Raw genomic sequence first — 18,655 nt, forward strand, 5'->3', positions numbered from 1 at the left:
GACGTCACTCGGCGACGAGCTTGTCGATCTTCGAGGCCGCCGTCTTCAGGAACTCGTCGATGGAGGTCTTGCCGAAGATCACGGCCGACGAGTACTCGTCGCGGAAGGCCTGCCAGGCCTCGACGGAGTTCGGGATGCTGGGCACGTCAGCCGTCGCCTCGACCTGCTTCGCGAAGGCCGTGTAGTCCGGGTTCGCGGAGAAGTAGTCGGGGTAGGTGCCGGCGAGGTCGGTGCGCATCGGCATCTGACCGGTGAGCTCCAGCAGCTGGCCGTCGCTGTCCTCGTTCGTGGAGAACTGCAGGAAGTCCCACGCGGTGCCCTGGTTCTTGCACGCCGTGAACATCGAGACGCTCTTGGAGTCGGCGAAGGTCGTCGGGTTGTCGCGACCGTCGCTGGTCGGCACCGGCATGAAGCCGACGTCGACGGTGTCGGCGTACGACGGGATCGCCCACGGGCCGGCGAGCTGCATGGCCGTGGTGCCCGCCGACATCGCGTCGTCGGTCGAGGCCTCGTTCGGGGCCAGCTTCTCGTCGTAGATCGTCTTCCAGAACTCGGCGACCTTCTTTCCGGCATCCGAGTCGAACGTGGCCTTGCCGTCTTCGACCAGCATGGTGCCGTCGGTCTCGGCGAGGTACAGCGGATAGAAGTCGAACCACGGCTGGTAGAACTCGCTGGTCGGAGCCGGCCAGATCGCGCTCTGCACGCCGGACGCCACGATCTTCTTGGACCCCTCGAGGAAGGTGTCGTAGGTGTCCATCTGCGGGTCTTCGGGGTCGATGCCCGCGGCCTGGAAGAGGGCCTTGTTGTACATGACCATCACCGGGTTGGACTTCCACGGCAGCTGGTAGAAGCTGTCGTCGGTCTTGTAGGCGGCGAGCTCTCCGCCGCGCGAGGTGATGTAGTCGTCGCCGCCGTCGAGCTTGCTGAGGTCGACGAGGCCGCCCTGCTTGACCCATCCGGAGACGGCGGCCGGGGCCACGTTGTACACGAGGCACGGTGCGGTGCCGGCGGTGATCGCCGCGGTGATCGCCTCTTCGGAGGAGGATCCGGCCGGGATCTCCTGCGCGGTCACCTTCTCGTCGGGGTGCTCCTTGTTCCAGGCGTCGACGACGGCGTGACCCCAGGCCACCTCCTGCTCGTTGTTCGACAGCCAGACCTTGATCGGTCCCTTTCCGTCGGCCGAGCCCGAGGCGTCGCCGCCTCCGGCCGAGCATCCGGTCGCGACGAGCGCGACGACTCCGACGAGTGCTGCTGCACGGATCTTCTTCATGGTGTCCTCCTCGACACGGTGGGTGCGGCGGCCGACGGCGCCGCTGTGCTCTCGCGGAAGTGCACGACGTTGCAGTCGACGATCTCGGTGCGCGGCTGCGCTCCGAGGATGTCTGCCCGCAGGAGGCGGGCGGCCGCGCGACCTCGCGCGGCGGGGTCCGACGAGACGCTGGTCAGCGCCGGAGAGAGGTGGGCGGACAGGTGGTCGTCGTCGAATCCGGCGATAGCGAGGTCGTCGGGGATCGAGAGGCCCTGCGAGCGCGCGTAGGACAGGCCGGCGATCGCCATGGTGTCGTTCGCGTAGACGATCGCGGTGGGGCGCTCGGGAAGAGCGAGCAGCTCCTCGGTCAGCGCGCGTCCGCTCGCGGCGGTGAAGTCGCCCTCGCGCAGCAGCTCGTCGCCGCCGATCTCGTCGGTGTAGGCCTCGGCGCGGGCGCGGGAGTGCACGTAGGCGAGCGGGCCGGAGATGTGCGCGATGCGCTCGTGACCCGCGTCGCGCAGGTGGGCGATGATCTCGCGCACGGGGGTCGCATCGTCGGTGCGGACGCAGGAGAACGAGTGCGGCTGGTCGTAGGCGCCGACCAGGACCGTCGGCAGCTCGAGCTCGTCGAGGAAGGGCACGCGCCAGTCGTCGTCGCGGAGGTCGAGCAGGAGCGCTCCGTCTGCGCGGCCGTGGGTGAGCGAGCGGTAGGCGCGCTCCTCGGCGTCGCGGTCGGGGACCACCTGGAGGATGAGAGCCGTCTCGGTCTCGGCGAGGACGGACTCCACTCCGGCGATGAAGGCGGGGAAGAACGAGTCGTTCGCGATGACCTCGGGGTCGCGGGCGAGGACGACGGCCACGGCGTTGGCGCGGCGGTTCGCGAGGGCCCTGGCGCTCTGGCTGGGCGCCCAGTTGAGCTTCTCGGCCGCCGCGAGGACCTTCGCGCGGGTCTCCTCGGAGATCGGGCGGTTGCCGCTCAGGGCGTGCGACACCGTCGCCTTCGTGACGCCGGCCTCGCGGGCGACATCGGCGATCGTCGTGCGGCTCATGCCACCTCCTCGTGGAAAGACCGGAGTGAACCGGTTTGATGAGTGTAAACCGGTTTGATTGACCGAGTCAACGCTCGGCGCGGAACCCGTCAGTTGTGAGGGGAGTGGATGCCGCTAGGCCGTAGATCGCGGGCGAGCGCGCCGCTCAGACGAATCGCACGGTCTGCTGCAGGCGCGTGCGGACGTCGAAGAGCTCGTTGCCGCCGATCGCGCGCACCCCTGGCACGCCCTGGCGGAGCACCATGCCCAGCGCGCTCCGGCGCACGACGACGACCGGGATGCCGCGCACGGTGCCCAGCGGAGTGACGGCCTGCACGAGGTCGTCGTCCGGCAGTACGACGATGGCGCCGCCGAACCGCACCCGTGCGGCACGTGCCGTCACGCGCATGCGTCCGAGGAGCGCGGTGACGGGGGCGCGGACCCCGACGGTCGGACCCGTGATCTCGCCGCGGCGGAATCCGACCACCCCGCCGAAGTCCTCCGACATCACGCCGTAGAGACCGGACGGGCTGAGGACGACATGGTCGAGCTTGTCGTCGGCATCCGCCCCCGTGGCCACGTCATGCCAGATCGTGAAGCCCATGCCGAGGTCGGAGACGGTCCGTGCCGTCTCCTCCTCCGCCAGCGCATCTGCGAGCATTCGGCGCAGTTCGCGCGGCGCCTGACGGACCAGCGCGGGGTCGTAGGGATCGGGGACCTCCACGCCGACGCCCGCCCACTCGCGGATCAGCGTGATGTACCGCTCCCGGCGCCATCCACCGGGGTGCCCGTAGGAGCGGGCGCGAGGCCGTGTGTCCGGACGGGCGGTCTGCACGCGCCATCCGCTCCACTCGCTCTCCTCGACGAATCCGTGCCCGCGGTCGTACGCGGCGCGGCCCTCGGGGGTGCCGATGAGCTCCCACGCGTACTGCACCTGGATGAACACGGCGGCGTCGCCTCCCGTGTCGGGGTGCGTCTGGCGCAGGCGCAGCCGGTAGGCGCGCCGCAGCTCGTCGTGGTCGACCGTCGGGTCGACGCCGAGCACCTCGTACGCAGAGGCCGAGAGCGGGCTGTCGAACATCTCGCTCCTTCCGGCAGCTCTGATCCAGCGTATCCGCCGTGCCGGGGTGCGGACGCCCCGCACCGATCACACCCCGTGCGGCGCGGCGCCGGTCGACACGCGCTCGTCAGGAAAACCCAGAGCATCGGATGCCGGTGCTGCGTGCCGCCGGTCGACACGCCGCGCCGCGTGCAGATGCTCTGGGCCTTCCAGCAGAGCCCGGCGGGATGCTGCCGTCGTGAGGCCGTGCACTCGGCGAGGCCCCGTGAGGGCGACCGGCGATGGGCGGCGACGGCCGACGGACTTCGGCGTCGGGCGGGCGCGGGTGGGCGTGGATGCGGGGGCGGACGGGAACGTGGATGCGGGGGGCGGACGGGACTTCGGTGGTGGGCGTCGGGCGGGCGCGGGCGGATGGGACTCCGGTGGCGGGCGACGGGCGATGGGCGGGCGCGGGCGAACGGGACACGTGGACGCGACGACGGGCGGTCAGCCGGGCACGTCGACGATGCGCTCGGCGCCGAAGACGGGCGTCACGGCGCCGGCGGATGCGGCGGCGAGGTCGTCGCCCAGGGAGGCGAGCGCCGCGGCTGGCGCCCAGAGCTCGAGGGTCGCCGCCGCGCCGTAGCTCGGTGCGCCCAGCGTCGCGCCGTGGTGGCCGGCCCAGTCGCGCAGCAGGTTGTCGTAGCGGCCGGCATCCGCGTGGGGCACGACCACCGTCGCCTGCGTGAGCGACTCCCGCCGCACGGGCGACGCGAGATCCAGCGCCTCCGAGACGGCGGTGGAGTAGGCGCGCACGAGTCCGCCGGCTCCGAGCTTGACGCCGCCGAAGTACCGGGTGACCACGGCCACGACATCGGTGAGCTCCCGACGCCGCAGCACCTCGAGCATCGGGATGCCGGCTGTGCCTGACGGCTCTCCGTCATCCGATGACCGCGCCTGGTCGCCGAGCAGGCCGGTGACCATCGCGCTGCAGTTGTGCCGTGCGTCCCAGAACCGTTTGCGGATGCCGGCGATGACGGCATCCGCCTCCGCCACCGAGGCGACGGGCTCGACGTGGGCGATGAACCGCGACTTCTTGATGACGAGTTCGTGCTCCACGCCCGCGGCGATCGTCGTCGGGTAGCTGCGGTCTGTGCTCACCCCGCCACGCTAGCCCCGCCGCGTGCACGCACGCGATCTCGCCGAGTGCATGTAAACCCCGCCTGTGGGCGTGAAGCCGCCGAGTGCACGTGACGTCGCCGAGTGCACGGCCTGTCGAGGTCGGGATGCTGTGCACTCGCCGAGTGCACGGCATCTCGGCGAGTGCACGTAAACCCCGCCTGTGGGCGCAACCCCGCCTGTGGGCGTGAAGCCGCCGAGTGCACGTGACGTCGCCGAGTGCACGGCCTGTCGACGTCGGGATGCTGTGCACTCGCCGAGTGCACGTGATCTCGCCGAGCGCACGTAAACCCCGCCTGTGGGCGCGACGCCGCCGAGTGCACGTGAAGCCGCCGAGTGCACGGCCTGTCGAGGTCGGGATGCCGTGCACTCGCCGAGTGCACGTGAAGTCGACGCGCCCCGACGCGACGCGACGTGACCCGACGCGACCCGGCGGCGGGAAGAGCGGGGTCAGCGGTCGATGAAGGACATCTGCTGGGGGTTGTAGCGGGCGCCGTGGACCCGCGTGGCCAGCTGATCGAGGGCGGACATCTCGTCGGCGGACAGCGCGACGGCGGTCGAGCCCGCGTTCTCGGCGATGCGCGCCGTGCGGCGGGTGCCGGGGATGGGCACGATCCACGGCTCGCGGGCGAGCAGCCACGCGAGGGCGATCTGTCCGGGGGAGGCGTCCTTCGCGGCGGCGAGAGCGGCGACCTGACCGACGAGCTCCTGGTTCGCTGCGCGGTTCTCCTCGCTGAAGCGCGGGATGGTTCCGCGGATGTCGCCCTCGGTGAAGGGCGTGCTCTGATCGACCGTGCCGGTCAGGAAGCCCTTGCCGAGGGGGCTGAACGGCACGAAGCCGATGCCGAGCTCGGCGAGCACGGGAAGCACGGACGCCTCGGGCTCGCGCGTCCACAGCGAGTACTCGCTCTGCAGGGCCGTCACCGGGTGCACGGCGTGCGCGCGCCGGATGGTCTCCGCCGACGCCTCGGAGAGGCCGAAGTGCCGAACCTTGCCCTCGGCGATCAGCTCGCCGACCGTCCCTGCCACGTCTTCGATCGGCACGTCCGGGTCGACGCGGTGCTGGTAGAACAGGTCGAGCGTGTCGGTGCGCAGCCGGCGCAGCGAGGCTTCGGTGACCCGTCGGATCTGCTCGGGCCTGCTGTCGAGGCCGACGCTCTTGCCGTCTTCGATCTTCCAGCCGAACTTCGTCGCGATCACGACCTGGTCGCGGATCGGCGCGAGGGCCTCTCCGACGAGCTCCTCGTTCACGTAGGGACCGTAGACCTCCGCCGTGTCGAAGAAGGTGACGCCGAGGTCGAGCGCCGAGCGCAGGACCTCGATCATCTCCTCGCGTGTGCCGGGGTTGGGGCCGTAGCTCTGCGACATGCCCATGCAGCCGAGTCCGACCGCCGAGACCTCGAGGCCCTGTCCGAGTGTGCGCGTGTGCATGGGGTGTCCTTCCGTCGGCATCCTGTCGTTCCGACGCTACGCCCGCCTCTCCCTCCCGAGGGAGGCCCTGCCGCACCCCCTCTTGCCAGGCCCTCCATCGCCGTCGAGTGCACATGAACTCGCCGAATGCACGGGCTGTCGACGCGAGGATGCCGTGCACTCGGCGAGTGCACGTGAACTCGACGGCGGCAGGTAACGGAGAAGGGGCGGTCAACCGAAAGGTGGAGGCGCGCGCCGCACGGTCGGGGAAGAATGTGAGGATGCCGTCTCCTGATCACCCCGCCGCCGAGCCCGTGCGCGTGCGCACCTGGGCGGGGCTGATCGGCTCCGTGCAGGTCGGGCAGGCGGTGATCACCGTGGTGCTCGTCGCGATCGGGTCGTGGCGGGCCGCGCTCGACGGCGTGCCCCTGCCGTGGGTGCTGGCGATCAGCCTCGTCTTCCTCGGCTGGTACGGCGGCGGTCTGGTGCTGAGCGAGCGCACCGAGGATCGTCGCCTCGCCGCCGGCTGGCTGCTCGGGCTGACGCTGATCTGGCTCGGCGCCGTCGCGCTGTCGCCGGAGTACGTATGGCTCGCCTTCGCGCTCTGGCTGCTCTCCGGTTTCGTGCTGCGGATGCGGTGGGCGGCTCCGCTGAGCATCCTGATCCTCGCCGTCGTCATCGCGGCACCCGTGCTGCACCACGGCACCACGAGCTACGCCAACGTGATCGGCCCGCTGGTCGGCGGGGTCTTCGCGCTGGGGATCTCGCGCGGATACCTCGAGCTCGTCCGCGACGCGCGCGAGCGGCGTCGGCTCATCTCCTCGCTCGTCCAGGCGCACGAGGAGATGGCGGCCCTGCAGGACGAGCTCGCCCGCACGCAGCGCGAGTCAGGAGCGAGCGCCGAGCGCACGAGGGTGTCGCGCGACATCCACGACACCGTCGCGCAGAGCATGGCGTCGATCGGCATGCTGGCGCGGACCGGGACCGAGCAGGATGCCGACCCCGACCGTGCGCTCGAACAGATCGCGGCGCTCGCCGCAGAGGGACTGGCCGACGCCCGACGCATCGTGAACGACCTCATGCCGGCGGAACTGGAGCAGGCCGCCCTCGGCGACGCGCTCGGACGGATGCTGCGGCGTCTGTCGGACGAGACCGGGATCGCGGCGACGCTGCAGGCCGACGACCTCCCCGCGCTCGGCCTCGACGCCGAGGTCGCCCTGCTGCGCACGGCCCAGTCGGCGCTCGCGAACGTGCGCACGCACTCCGGCGCCTCGCGGGTGGTGGTGACGCTGGCGGATGCCGGTGACACGGTGCGCCTGGACATCGTCGACGACGGACGCGGCTTCGATTCCGCGCGACTCGACGCGCCGGGGCCGGACGGCGGCTACGGCCTGCGCGCGATGCGGGCGCGGCTGCGCGAGCTCGGCGGCGGGCTCGACGTGGAGAGCGCCCCCGGCGACGGCACGGCGCTCTCGGCTCACGTCCCGGTCGGAGGGCGCCCGTCGCCCCGCGGTGAGGGGAGAGCGTCATGACCGCGCTGCGCGTGCTGCTCGTCGACGACCACCCCATCGTGCGTGCGGGCGTGCGCTCGTTGTTCGACCGCCGCGACGACATCGAGGTCGTCGGGGAGGCCGCATCCGGTGAGGAGGCGGTGGCGCTGTCGCGGCACCTGCACCCCGATGTCGTGCTGTGCGATCTGCGCCTGGGCTCCGGCATGGACGGCGTCCAGACCACCGCTGCACTCCGGGCGCAGGAGCCGGCACCCGCGGTGATCATCCTCACCACTTTCGATCGAGATGCGGAGATTCTCGGGGCGATTGAGGCAGGTGCAGCGGGATATCTGCTGAAAGACGTCGCTCCTGACGTGATCGTGCAGGCGATCCGTCACGCCGCCGCAGGAGGGCTCGTGCTCACCCCCGAGCTCAGCGAACGCGTCGTCGAGGTCATGCGGGCACCGCGGGTGCGGCTCACCGAGCGCGAGCTCGACGTGCTGCGGCTCCTCGACACCGGCTCATCGAACCGGGAGATCGCGAAGACGCTGTTCGTCACCGAGGCGACGGTCAAGACGCACCTCGTGCACGTGTTCGAGAAGCTCGGCGCCGACAGTCGCGCCCGGGCGATCGCGATCGCCCGGGACACCGGCATCCTCTGACGTCTCGGACGTCTCGGACGTCTCGGGCGTCTCGCCGGTCGCAGCTTCGCACGGCGCTGCCGTGCCGTACGAGTGCGAGGCCGTGCGGAGGCGTGCGCTGCGAGGCCGCGCCGCGTCGTGTCGCGTCGTGTCGTGCCGTGCATCTCAACCGAACGATGGATCCGGTGCGGGAGCCGCGGAGCGAGGCTGGAGTCAGCCTCGAAAGGACACCCCTCATGCGCAAGCTCTTCTACGCCGCGTTCGCCTACATGCTCGTCGGCGTGCTCTCCGGACTCTTCTACCGCGAGTTCACCAAGGCCAACGGCTTCCCCGAGGGGCAGTTCACCCAGCTCGGTCTCGTCCACACGCACGTCCTCGTGCTGGGCTTCGTCGTGCTGCTGATCGTGCTGCTGCTCGAGAAGACGTTCGCACTGAGCGAGAGCCGCCTGTTCGGCTGGTTCTTCTGGATCTACAACGCCGGACTCGTGCTCACCTCGGCGATGCTCGTCTGGCACGGATGCCTCACGGTGCTCGGTCGGGAGTCGTCCGCCATGATCTCCGGCATCGCGGGGCTCGGTCACATCCTGCTCTCGGCGGGCATGGTGCTGCTGTTCCTCGCGCTGCGGAAGCGCCTGTTCGCTCCGAAGCCCGCCGGGGTGGCCTCCGCCTGAGCCGGGTCCCGGGTTCCTGGTTCACAACTCCTCAAGAAACAGGGCCGACAAACGAGGATCGGCCGATTCCGGGCGGAATCGGCCGATCCTTGAGGAGTTGTGAACGCGTTACTCCGCGGAGTCGTCGCGCAGGTGCGCGATGTGGGCCTCGTGACGGGAGATGTGGTTCGGAGACCTGCGCACGAAGATCCACGCCACGACGAGCAGCGCGAACCAGATCGGCGTCACCGCCAGCGCGGTCAGCGTATCGGGCTGCGTGGTCAGCGCCCACAGGATGAACACGAAGAACGCGAGCACCACGTAGGGCATGAACAGACCGCCCGGCATGCGGAACGCCGAGGCCGCGGCCTTCTCCTTGCGCGTGCGGCGGTAGACGATGTAACTGATCAGGAAGATCGTCCACACGAACATGAAGCACACGGCCGAGACCGTGGTCACCATGTCGAAGGCGGTGCCGATGTCCTTGCCCGCGTACAGCAGCACAACGCCCGACAGCAGCAGGATGCAGGAGAGGAACAGCGCGTTCTGCGGCACCTTGCGCGACGACAGGCGGCCGAAGATCTGCGGGGCGTCGCCGTCCTGCGCGAGGCCGAACACCATGCGCGAGGTGGAGTAGATGCCCGAGTTCGCGCTCGACATGGCCGAGGTCAGCACGACGAGGTTCACGACCGTCGCGGCGATGCCGAGGCCCGCGAGGGCGAACATGGCGATGAAGGGGCTCTCGCCCGCGACGTACTCGGTCCACGGGGTCACGGCCATGAGCACGATGAGCGCGCCCACGTAGAACAGCAGCACGCGGATCGGGATGGCGTTGATCGCCTTCGGCAGGTTGCGCGTCGGGTCCTTCGTCTCGGCGGCGGCCGTGCCGACGAGCTCGATGCCGACGAACGCGAAGACGGCGATCTGGAAGCCGGCGACGAAGCCCATGAAGCCGTGCGGGAACATGCCGCCGTGGTCCCACAGGTTCGCGAACGACGCGGTGCCCGCGTCATGCTGGAAGCCGGTGAAGATCATCACGAGGCCCGTGATGATGAGCGCGACGATCGCGACGATCTTGATGAGAGCGAACCAGAACTCCATCTCGCCGAAGGCGGCGACCGTGGGCAAGTTCAGCGCGAGCAGGATGATGATGACGAGCAGGCCGGGGATCCACAGCGGGATGCCGGGGATGAGCGCATCCGTGTACCCGGCGATCGCGATGACGTCGGCGACGCCGGTGACCACCCAGCAAAACCAGTAGGTCCACCCGGTGAAGAAGCCGGCCCAGGGGCCGAGGAGGTCGCTGGCGAAGTCGCTGAACGACTTGTACTTGAGGTTCGACAGCAGCAGCTCGCCCATCGCCCGCATGACGAAGAACAGCATGAAGCCGATGATCATGTAGACGAAGATGACCGACGGGCCCGCGACCGAGATGGTCTTGCCGCTGCCCATGAACAGGCCGGTGCCGATCGCCCCGCCGATCGCGAGCAGTTGGATGTGGCGGTTGCTCAGCGCCCGCCGCAGATGCTCCTCCTCGCCGGTGCCCTTTGTGGTGCCCCCTGAGTGCTGATTCGTCACTGTGATCCTCCGGTCGTCGTCGACTGCGCCCGCGCGCGGGCACGGTGTGCAGGCTAATGCACGCGGATGCCGTCGCCCGGGCGATCCGCGGAGGGTCAGCCGGATCGGCGTCGGGGCCGCGGCCGCGCGCGAGGCCGTCCAGAACTCCGGAGATCCGCCGACCGTCGGACGGGCCAGACCCGATTCGTCGGGCGCCGACACGGGCGCCGCCCGAGATCTCCGGAGTTCTGGACGCGCGGAGGGTCAGCCGGATCGGCTACTTCGCGACGAGCGTGGTCTCGAAGCTGTACATGTCGGGGCGGTAGCAGTGGTGGCCGTACTCGATGGCCCTGCCGGAGTCGTCGAAGGCGATGCGCTCCATCGTGAGCACGGGGCCGCCGTCGTCGATGTCGAGCAGTTCGCTCTCGTCTCCTTCGGCGCGCCGGGCGCCTATCTTCTGCTTGGCGATCCGGATCGTCACGCCCCGGGCGCGGAGGATCTGGTAGAGCCCGCGGGTGCCGAGGTCGTCGGTGGTGATGTCGCGGAACTCGCGGGGGAGGTAGTTCTCCAGCACGGCCACCGGCATCCCGTCGGTGCTGCGCTGGCGGCGGATGTAGACGACGTCCTCGCCGACCGGCACGCCGAGTCCCACGGCGACGGCGTCGGTCGCGGGGACGACCTCGTGGGCGAGCACGCGGGTGCCGGGCTCGTGGTGGGAGCCCTGGAGGTCTTCGTAGAGGCTGGTCAGCTCGACCTGGCGGGTGACCTGTCCCTGCACGACCTGCGTGCCGATGCCGCGGCGTCGGACGAGCAGTCCCTTGTCGACGACCTCCTGGATCGCGCGACGCACGGTGGGGCGGGAGAGGCCGAGTCGCTGGGCGATCGCGATCTCGTTCTCCAGACGGGCGCCGGCGGGGATGGCTCCGGAGTGGATGGCCCCTTCGAGGCGGCTGGAGACCTGGTAGTACAGCGGCACGGGGCCGGTGCGGTCGAGGTCGGCGAACAGCTCGTCCGGCCAATGGGGCTCGTCGCCGGCCATCGTTCCCTCCCCGGCCCGCGTGGTCGCGGGGTCCATGTTCCGACAATCTTACGTCCGCAATTACGGACATCTGGATCTCTTGCGCGTACACACCTATGTGCTATTGTTAGGACATTCGAGCATCGAAGCGGATGCCGACGTACAGAGAGGTGTTCGCGCGCATGACCGAGACGCAGGACGCACCCGAGATCATCGCCTTCGGACGCCTCGGAGTGGACCTCTATCCGCTGCAGAGTGGGGTCGGCCTCGAAGACGTGACGAGCTTCGGCAAGTACCTCGGCGGCAGCGCGGCCAACGTGAGCGTCGCCGCGGCGCGGCACGGGCGCCGCTCGGCCCTCGTCTCGCGTGTGGGCGACGATCCCTTCGGCCGCTATCTGCTCCGTGAGCTCGACCGCCTCGGCGTCGACCCGTCCGGCGTGGCCGTCGATCCGCTGCTGAAGACGCCCCTGACGTTCTGCGAGATCTTCCCGCCCGACGACTTCCCGCTGTACTTCTACCGCGACCCGAAGGCGCCCGATCTGAATCTCGACGCCGACCAGCTCGACCTCGACGCCGTGCGTGCGACCGATCTCCTCTGGCTCACGGTCACCGGCCTCAGCCAGGAGCCCAGCCGCTCCGCCCATCTCGCGGCGCTCGCTGCCAGGGGGCGCGCTCGGCACACGGTGCTCGACCTCGACTACCGCCCGATGTTCTGGAGCGATCCGGCCGCAGCGTCCGCGCAGGTGGATGCCGTGCTCGACGCCGTGACCGTGGCCGTGGGCAACCGCGAGGAGTGCGAGATCGCCGTCGGCGAGACCGACCCGCACCGCGCAGCCGACGCGCTGCTCGACCGCGGCATCGAGCTCGCGATCGTGAAGCAGGGGCCCAAGGGCGTGCTCGCCAAGACCCGAGACGAGACCGTCGAGGTGCCCCCGCTGGTCATCGACGTCGTCAACGGCCTCGGCGCCGGAGACGCGTTCGGCGGCGCCCTGTGCCACGGCCTGCTGAGCGGGTGGGAGCTCGAGCGGATCATCCGCTTCGCGAACGCGGCGGGGGCGATCGTCGCCTCGCGCCTGGAATGCTCGACGGCCATGCCCACGACGGCGGAGGTCGACGAGGCGATGGCAGGGGGGGAACTGACATGGGCATCCTGACGGCATCCGACTTCGCGCGGCTGCGGGAGATCCGCTCGCGGCGTCCGCACGAGATCACCGAGGCGCTGCGGGCGCGCACGCGGCGAGAGATCCTGGGCGCCGACGACCGCATGTTCATCGTCGCCGCCGACCATCCGGCCAGGGGCGCGCTCGCGGTGGGACCGGACGCGACGGCCATGGCCGACAGGTACGACCTGCTCGACCGGCTCGCCACGGCGCTCTCGCGACCGGGCGTCGACGGCGTGCTCGGGACCCCCGACATCATCGACGACCTCGCCGCTCTCGGCCTGCTCGACGGAAAGGTCGTGGTGGGCTCGATGAACCGCGGCGGCCTCCGCTCGGCGACCTTCGAGATGGACGACCGCTTCACGGCCTACGACGTGCCGAGCCTCGTCGACTCCGGGCTCGACTTCGCGAAGACGCTCATGCGCATCAACTTCGACGACGAGGGCACCTCGGCGACGCTCGAGGCGACCGCCCACGCCGTCACGCAGGCCGCCGCCGCGCGACTGCCCATCATGCTGGAGCCGTTCGTGAGCCAGTGGAAGGACGGGCACGTCGTCAACGACCTGACGCCGGATGCCGTCATCCGCTCGATCGCGATCGCCGCTGGTCTCGGCGGCAGCAGCGCGTACACGTGGATGAAGCTGCCCGTCGTGGCCGACATGGAGCGCGTGATGGCGGCGACGACCATGCCCACCGTGCTGCTCGGCGGCGACTCTCCCGACGACCCCGACGAGACCTTCGCCGCCTGGGAGGACGCGATGTCGCTTCCCGGCGTGCGAGGCCTCACCGCCGGTCGCACCCTGCTCTACCCGCCCGACGGCGATGTCGCCGCGGCCGTCGACATCGCGGCCCGACTCGTCCACCCCACGCTGATCTGAGGAGCCCGCATGACCATCGACATGACAGCCGCCCTCACGGGTGTGCAGGAGATCGGCCACTGGATCGACGGGGCGCAGCGCCCCTCGACGAGCGGCCGCACCGCCGACGTCTTCAACCCCGCGACCGGAGCCGTGATCGGCCGGGTGGCGCTGGCCGACGAGACCGAGATCGCCGAGGCGATCGCGTCCGCCGAGCGTGCGCAGAAGGCCTGGGGCGCCACGTCGATCGCGAAGCGCCAGGCGGTGCTGTTCGCGTTCCGCGAGCTGCTGAACGCCCGCAAGGGCGAGCTCGCCGAGATCGTCACGCGTGAGCACGGCAAGGTGCTCTCCGACGCGATGGGGGAGATCCTCCGCGGGCAGGAGGTGGTGGAGCTCGCGACCGGGTTCCCGCACCTGATCAAGGGCGCCTACTCGGAGAACGTCTCGACCGGCATCGACGTGTACTCGATCAAGCAGCCGCTGGGCGTGATCGGCATCGTCAGCCCCTTCAACTTCCCGGTCATGGTGCCGATGTGGTTCTTCCCGATCGCGATCGCCGCCGGCAACGCCGTGGTGCTCAAGCCCAGCGAGAAGGATCCGTCCGCCGCTCTCTGGATGGCCGAGCTGTGGCGCGAGGCCGGGCTCCCCGACGGCGTCTTCACGGTGCTGCAGGGTGACAAGCTCGCGGTCGACGGCCTCCTCACGAGCCCCGTCGTGCAGTCGATCTCCTTCGTCGGCTCGACCCCGATCGCGCAGTACATCTACGAGACGGCATCCCGCCACGGCAAGAGGGTGCAGGCGCTCGGCGGTGCGAAGAACCACATGCTGGTGCTCCCCGACGCCGACCTCGACCTCGTCGCCGACCAGGCGATCAACGCGGGCTACGGCGCCGCGGGCGAGCGGTGCATGGCCATCTCCGTCCTGATCGCGGTGGAGCCGGTGGCGGACCGGCTCATCGAGAAGATCACCGAGCGGATCTCCCGACTGCGCGTGGGCAACGGCGCGGGGGATGCCGACGGCGAGCCCGACCTCGGCCCGCTGATCAGCGGCGCGCACCGCGAGAAGGTGTCGGGCTACGTCGACATCGCGGCCGCCGATGGGGCGCGCATCGTGGTGGACGGCCGCGGCTTCGTCGTCGACGGGCACGAGGACGGCTTCTTCTTCGGACCGACGCTGATCGACGAGATCCCGCTCACATCGCGGGCGTACCGCGAGGAGATCTTCGGCCCGGTGCTGTCGATCGTGCGCGTCGAGACGTTCCAGGAGGGGCTCGACCTCATCAACTCCGGCGAGTTCGGCAACGGCACGGCGATCTTCACGAACGACGGCGGCGCCGCGCGGCGCTTCCAGACCGAGGTGCAGGTCGGCATGATCGGCATCAACGTCCCGATCCCCGTCCCCGTCGCGTACCACTCCTTCGGCGGCTGGAAGGCCTCGCTGTTCGGAGACGCGAAGGCGTACGGTGTGCACGGGTTCGAGTTCTTCACGCGGGAGAAGGCGGTCACCAGCCGCTGGCTCGACCCGGCGACGCACGAGGGCATCAACCTCGGATTCCCGCAGAACCGCTGAGGCGCGCATGAACGACGAGACCGGATGGTTCCATCGCCGCGGCGCGCTCACCGGCGAGGGGTGGGAGAGCGTCGTCGACGACGGCATCCCCGGCTGGCAGCACACGGGGCTGCGCGTGGGCGTGCTGACCGAGGGCGAGTCCCTCGCGCTGGACGGCGGCGGGCAGGAGCGCATCGTCGTGCCGCTCGCCGGGAGCTTCACGGTGGAGGTCATCGAGCAGGGAACCTCGTCGACCGTCGAGCTCGCGGGCCGGACGTCGGTCTTCGACGGCCCGACCGACGTGCTGTACCTCTCGTCCGATGCGACGGCGACCGTGCGGGGGAGCGGCAGGGTCGCCGTCGCCTCGTCGCCGACGACCGAGGTCCGGCCGACCAGACGCATCGCGGCGGGCGAGACCCCGGTGGAGCTCCGCGGTGCGGGGGCATCGAGCCGCCAGGTGCACAACTTCGGCACCCCGCAGGCGCTGGATGCCGCCCGGCTCATCGTGTGCGAGGTCATCACGCCGGCAGGCAACTGGTCGTCGTACCCTCCGCACAAGCACGACGAGCACCTGCCCGGTCACGAGTCGCGGCTCGAGGAGATCTATTACTTCGAGGCGGCTCGCGCCGACCGGTCGACGCAGGGGGCGGATGCCGCGTTCGGGCTGTTCAGCACCTACTCCTCTCCCGCCGGCGACATCGAGATCGACGCGATGGTCCGCACGGGCGACATCGCCCTCGTGCCGTTCGGCTACCACGGCCCGGCGGTCGCCGCCCCCGGATACGACCTGTACTACCTGAACGTGATGGCGGGGCCGGACCCCGAGCGCGAGTGGCTGATCAGCGACGACCCCGCGCACGCGTGGGTGCGCGACGCGTGGGCCTCGCAGCCGATCGACCCCCGACTGCCCTTCCCCGAGGGCGCATCAGCGCACGACGACGAGCACGACGAAGGAGGGCCGCGATGACGGCGACCAGGAGGATGTCGGTCAGCCAGGCGCTGGTCGGGTTCCTTGCGAACCAATGGACGGTCGACGGCGACATCCGCGAACGGACGATCCCCGGCGTGTTCGGCATCTTCGGGCACGGCAACGTCGCCGGCATCGGCCAGGCGCTGCGCCAGCTTGACGTCGAGAGCCCCGGCCTCATGCCGTACCACCAGGCCCGCAACGAGCAGGCGATGGTGCACCAGTCCGTCGGCTTCGCGCGGATGCACCGCCGCAGGGCGACGTTCGCCTCCGCGGCATCCGTCGGCCCCGGCGCGACCAACATGCTCACCGGCGCCGCGCTCGCCACGACGAACCGGCTGCCGGCGCTGCTGCTGCCGAGCGACACCTTCGCGACCCGCGTGGCCGACCCGGTGCTGCAGCAGCTGGAGCAGCCGTGGGACATCGGGCTCACCGTCAACGACGCGTTCCGTCCGCTCTCGCGCTTCTTCGACCGCGTGCAGCGGCCGGAGCAGCTGTTCTCGATCGCGCTGAACGCCCTCCGCGTGCTCGTCGACCCCGCAGAGACCGGCGCCGTCACGATCGCGCTGCCGGAGGACGTGCAGGCCGAGAGCATCGACGTGCCGCTGTCGTTCCTCGCCGAGCGCGAGTGGCACGTGCGCCGGCCCGTCCCCGAACGCGGTGCGCTGGAGCGGGCCGTGCGGGCGATCCGCGCCGCGAAGCGCCCGTTCATCGTCGCGGGGGGCGGCGTGATCTACTCGGGCGCAGAGGAGCAGCTGCGCGCCTTCGTCGAGGCCACCGGCATCCCCGTCGGCACGACGCAGGCCGGCGGCGGCAGCCTCGACTGGGATCAACCGCAGCACCTCGGCGGCGTTGGGGCCACCGGCTCGACCGCGGCGAACCGGCTCGCCGCCGAGGCGGACGTCGTGATCGGCATCGGCACGCGCTACAGCGACTTCACCACGGGGTCGCGCACCGCGTTCCAGCATCCGGGCGTCGAGTTCGTCAACATCAACGTCGCGGCCTTCGACGCGTACAAGCACGGCACGCAGCTGCCCGTGATCGCCGACGCCCGCGAGACGCTGGTCGCGCTCGCCGAGGCGCTGCCCGTCCGGCTCGTGAGCGATGAGTACGCCACCCGCATCGCCGGGGAGAAGGCGGAGTGGGATGCCGCGGTCGACGCCGCCTTCACGCCATCGGGGTTGGAACGGCCCGGCCAGCCGGAGATCATCGGCGCCGTGCAGGCGGCCACCGACCCTGAGGACGTGATCGTCCAGGCCGCGGGTTCTCTGCCCGGCGACCTGCACAAGCTCTGGCGCGTTCGCGACCCGCTCGGCTATCACGTCGAGTACGCGTTCTCGTGCATGGGGTACGAGATCGCCGGAGGACTCGGCGCCAAGCGCGGCGCCCTGGCGTCCGGCTCCGACCGCGACGTGGTCGTGATGGTGGGAGACGGCTCGTACCTGATGCTGAGTTCCGAGCTCGCCACGGTCGTCGCCGAGGGCATCAAGCTCATCATCGTGATCGTGCAGAACCACGGCTACGCCTCGATCGGCCACCTGTCGGAGACCGTCGGCTCGGAGCGGTTCGGAACGCGCTACCGGATGCAGGACGATCCGGCGCACGCCGAGCGGCTGCTGCCGGTCGACCTCGCCATGAACGCGCGCAGCTACGGGCTGGACGTCGTGGAGATCCCGTCGACGGCATCCGCGATCGACGACCTGTCGGCCGCGCTCGCCGCAGCGAAGGCCTCGCCGCGGTCGACCGTGATCCACATCGAGAGCGACCCGCTGCTCTACGCCCCCGACGGGGAGGGCTGGTGGGACGTGCCGGTGCCGGAGGAGGCGTCGCTGCCGACGACCCGTCGCGCACGCCGCGAATACGAACAGCGCCGGACGGCGCAGCGCCCGCTGCTGGGCGCGGAAGACGGAGGAGAGGCATGAAGGCGACGGTGGCCGGCGCCCCGGTGAGCTTCGGCGTGTTCGAGCTGACCCCGGAGGGCGCCGAGACGATCAGCCCCGACGACCTGCTGGCGACGCTCGCCGAGTCGGACTACCGCGGCGTGGACCTGGGCCCGTCCGGCTTCTTCGGGCAGGGCGCGCGGCTGCGGGAGCGGCTGCGGAGCCACGGGCTGGAGCTCGCCGGAGGATGGGTGCAGTTGCCCTTCTCCGACGACGACGCGTTCGAGGCGGCGCTGCCGGAGCTGCACGAGGCGCTGCGCGCGTTCTCCGATGCCGCAGAGGACGGTCCCGATCGGCTGCCGCTGCCCACGCTCGCCGACGGAGGCTCGAGCATCCGTCAGGGGGCGCCGGGTCGGGGAGGCGAGGTCGACCCGCTCGCCGAGGCCGCGTGGGGAAGGCTGCTCGCGAACACCGAGCGCGCCGCGGCCATCGTGCGCGCCGCCGGATTCGAGCCGACCTTCCACCACCACGCCGGCACGTTCGTGGAGTCGCCCGACGAGATCGACCGATTCCTCGCGAACGTCGACGTCGACCTCACCCTCGACACCGGGCACCTCTTCATCGCGGGCGGAGACCCGCTCGACGCCGTGCGCCGCTGGGGAGACCGCATCAACCACCTGCACCTGAAGGACGTCGACCTCGGCGAGCTGACGCGCGTCCTCTCCGCCGGCGGCGGGATGCGCGAGGTCTGGTCGTCTGGCTCGTTCGTCGCGTTCGGCGCAGGCGACATCGACCTCGCCGCCGTGATGGATGCCGTCGACGAGCGCGGTTTCGACGGCTGGATCGTCGTAGAGCAGGACGTGCTGAACGGCCCCGACGTCTCCCTCTCCGAGTTCCGCGCCGCGCGCGGGGCCGACCAGATCCGCAACCGCGAGGCGCTGCGCCCCTGGGCGTGACCCCTCTCCCCGACCCCCTCTCCCCG

16 protein-coding genes are annotated in these 18,655 nt (G+C 70.6%); 9 read left to right on the forward strand and 7 right to left on the reverse strand.

Features of this window, described 5'->3' with window-relative positions; translation table 11 throughout:
* Nucleotides 1–4: 4 nt before the first annotated feature.
* From ACFVRO_RS04590 to ACFVRO_RS04610, 5 genes are all read right to left on the reverse strand, one after another.
* Nucleotides 5–1,270, reverse strand: a complete 1,266-nt coding sequence (locus ACFVRO_RS04590; protein WP_386949741.1) for an ABC transporter substrate-binding protein — start codon at nucleotides 1,268–1,270, stop codon at nucleotides 5–7.
* On the reverse strand, nucleotides 1,267–2,298 hold the full coding sequence (locus ACFVRO_RS04595) for a LacI family DNA-binding transcriptional regulator (protein WP_386949744.1): 1,032 nt from the start codon (nucleotides 2,296–2,298) through the stop codon (nucleotides 1,267–1,269). Before ACFVRO_RS04595 ends, ACFVRO_RS04590 begins: the two co-directional genes overlap by 4 nt.
* 145 nt (nucleotides 2,299–2,443) lie before the next feature.
* Nucleotides 2,444–3,358 carry a J domain-containing protein gene (locus ACFVRO_RS04600; RefSeq protein WP_386949747.1) on the reverse strand — a complete coding sequence of 305 codons (915 nt, stop codon included), beginning with the start codon at nucleotides 3,356–3,358 and terminating at the stop codon, nucleotides 2,444–2,446.
* A 465-nt stretch (nucleotides 3,359–3,823) separates the two neighbouring features.
* The gene (locus ACFVRO_RS04605; RefSeq protein ID WP_386949749.1) at nucleotides 3,824–4,477 is read right to left on the reverse strand and encodes an IMPACT family protein; all 654 of its coding nucleotides are present in this window, start codon (nucleotides 4,475–4,477) and stop codon (nucleotides 3,824–3,826) included.
* Nucleotides 4,478–4,945: 468 nt separating this feature from the next.
* The gene (locus tag ACFVRO_RS04610; RefSeq protein WP_386949752.1) at nucleotides 4,946–5,926 is read right to left on the reverse strand and encodes an aldo/keto reductase; all 981 of its coding nucleotides are present in this window, start codon (nucleotides 5,924–5,926) and stop codon (nucleotides 4,946–4,948) included.
* A 260-nt stretch (nucleotides 5,927–6,186) separates the two neighbouring features.
* On the opposite strand from ACFVRO_RS04610, the gene ACFVRO_RS04615 reads away from it, so the two are divergent.
* From ACFVRO_RS04615 to ACFVRO_RS04625, 3 genes are all read left to right on the forward strand, one after another.
* Nucleotides 6,187–7,437: a sensor histidine kinase gene (locus tag ACFVRO_RS04615; protein ID WP_386949755.1), complete on the forward strand. Its 1,251-nt coding sequence runs from the start codon at nucleotides 6,187–6,189 to the stop codon at nucleotides 7,435–7,437.
* On the forward strand, nucleotides 7,434–8,057 hold the full coding sequence (locus ACFVRO_RS04620) for a response regulator transcription factor (RefSeq protein WP_223585551.1): 624 nt from the start codon (nucleotides 7,434–7,436) through the stop codon (nucleotides 8,055–8,057). The genes ACFVRO_RS04615 and ACFVRO_RS04620 overlap by 4 nt, the downstream gene beginning before the upstream one ends.
* Nucleotides 8,058–8,272: 215 nt before the next feature.
* A complete protein-coding gene (locus ACFVRO_RS04625) occupies nucleotides 8,273–8,707 on the forward strand; it encodes a DUF2871 domain-containing protein (protein ID WP_386949758.1) in 435 nt (144 codons plus the stop codon).
* Nucleotides 8,708–8,815: 108 nt separating this feature from the next.
* On the opposite strand, the gene cycA is transcribed toward ACFVRO_RS04625, so the two are convergent.
* Both cycA and ACFVRO_RS04635 read right to left on the reverse strand, forming a co-directional pair.
* Nucleotides 8,816–10,264, reverse strand: a complete 1,449-nt coding sequence (gene cycA / locus ACFVRO_RS04630) for a D-serine/D-alanine/glycine transporter (protein WP_386949761.1) — start codon at nucleotides 10,262–10,264, stop codon at nucleotides 8,816–8,818.
* Nucleotides 10,265–10,520: 256 nt separating this feature from the next.
* The gene (locus ACFVRO_RS04635; RefSeq protein ID WP_386951594.1) at nucleotides 10,521–11,282 is read right to left on the reverse strand and encodes a GntR family transcriptional regulator; all 762 of its coding nucleotides are present in this window, start codon (nucleotides 11,280–11,282) and stop codon (nucleotides 10,521–10,523) included.
* A 161-nt stretch (nucleotides 11,283–11,443) separates the two neighbouring features.
* On the opposite strand from ACFVRO_RS04635, the gene iolC reads away from it, so the two are divergent.
* Genes iolC through ACFVRO_RS04665 form a run of 6 tightly spaced genes read left to right on the forward strand, consistent with a single transcriptional unit; the run spans nucleotide 11,444 to nucleotide 18,629 of the window.
* On the forward strand, nucleotides 11,444–12,415 hold the full coding sequence (gene iolC / locus ACFVRO_RS04640; protein ID WP_386951596.1) for a 5-dehydro-2-deoxygluconokinase: 972 nt from the start codon (nucleotides 11,444–11,446) through the stop codon (nucleotides 12,413–12,415).
* Entirely contained in the window at nucleotides 12,403–13,299 is an 897-nt protein-coding gene (locus tag ACFVRO_RS04645; RefSeq protein ID WP_181155935.1) for a class I fructose-bisphosphate aldolase, read from the forward strand. Before iolC ends, ACFVRO_RS04645 begins: the two co-directional genes overlap by 13 nt.
* 9 nt (nucleotides 13,300–13,308) lie before the next feature.
* Nucleotides 13,309–14,847, forward strand: coding sequence for a CoA-acylating methylmalonate-semialdehyde dehydrogenase (locus ACFVRO_RS04650; RefSeq protein ID WP_386949764.1), 1,539 nt, complete (start codon nucleotides 13,309–13,311; stop codon nucleotides 14,845–14,847).
* 7 nt (nucleotides 14,848–14,854) lie between these two features.
* Complete coding sequence (gene iolB / locus ACFVRO_RS04655; RefSeq protein WP_386949767.1) at nucleotides 14,855–15,793, forward strand: 5-deoxy-glucuronate isomerase; 939 nt, start codon at nucleotides 14,855–14,857, stop codon at nucleotides 15,791–15,793.
* Nucleotides 15,790–17,715 carry a 3D-(3,5/4)-trihydroxycyclohexane-1,2-dione acylhydrolase (decyclizing) gene (gene iolD / locus ACFVRO_RS04660; RefSeq protein WP_386949770.1) on the forward strand — a complete coding sequence of 642 codons (1,926 nt, stop codon included), beginning with the start codon at nucleotides 15,790–15,792 and terminating at the stop codon, nucleotides 17,713–17,715. The genes iolB and iolD overlap by 4 nt, the downstream gene beginning before the upstream one ends.
* Nucleotides 17,712–18,629, forward strand: a complete 918-nt coding sequence (locus ACFVRO_RS04665) for a sugar phosphate isomerase/epimerase family protein (RefSeq protein ID WP_386949773.1) — start codon at nucleotides 17,712–17,714, stop codon at nucleotides 18,627–18,629. Before iolD ends, ACFVRO_RS04665 begins: the two co-directional genes overlap by 4 nt.
* Nucleotides 18,630–18,655 lie beyond the last annotated feature (26 nt).

This window comes from Microbacterium sp. NPDC057944 (assembly GCF_042887445.1).
GTDB classification, from domain to species: Bacteria; Actinomycetota; Actinomycetes; order Actinomycetales; family Microbacteriaceae; genus Microbacterium; species Microbacterium natoriense.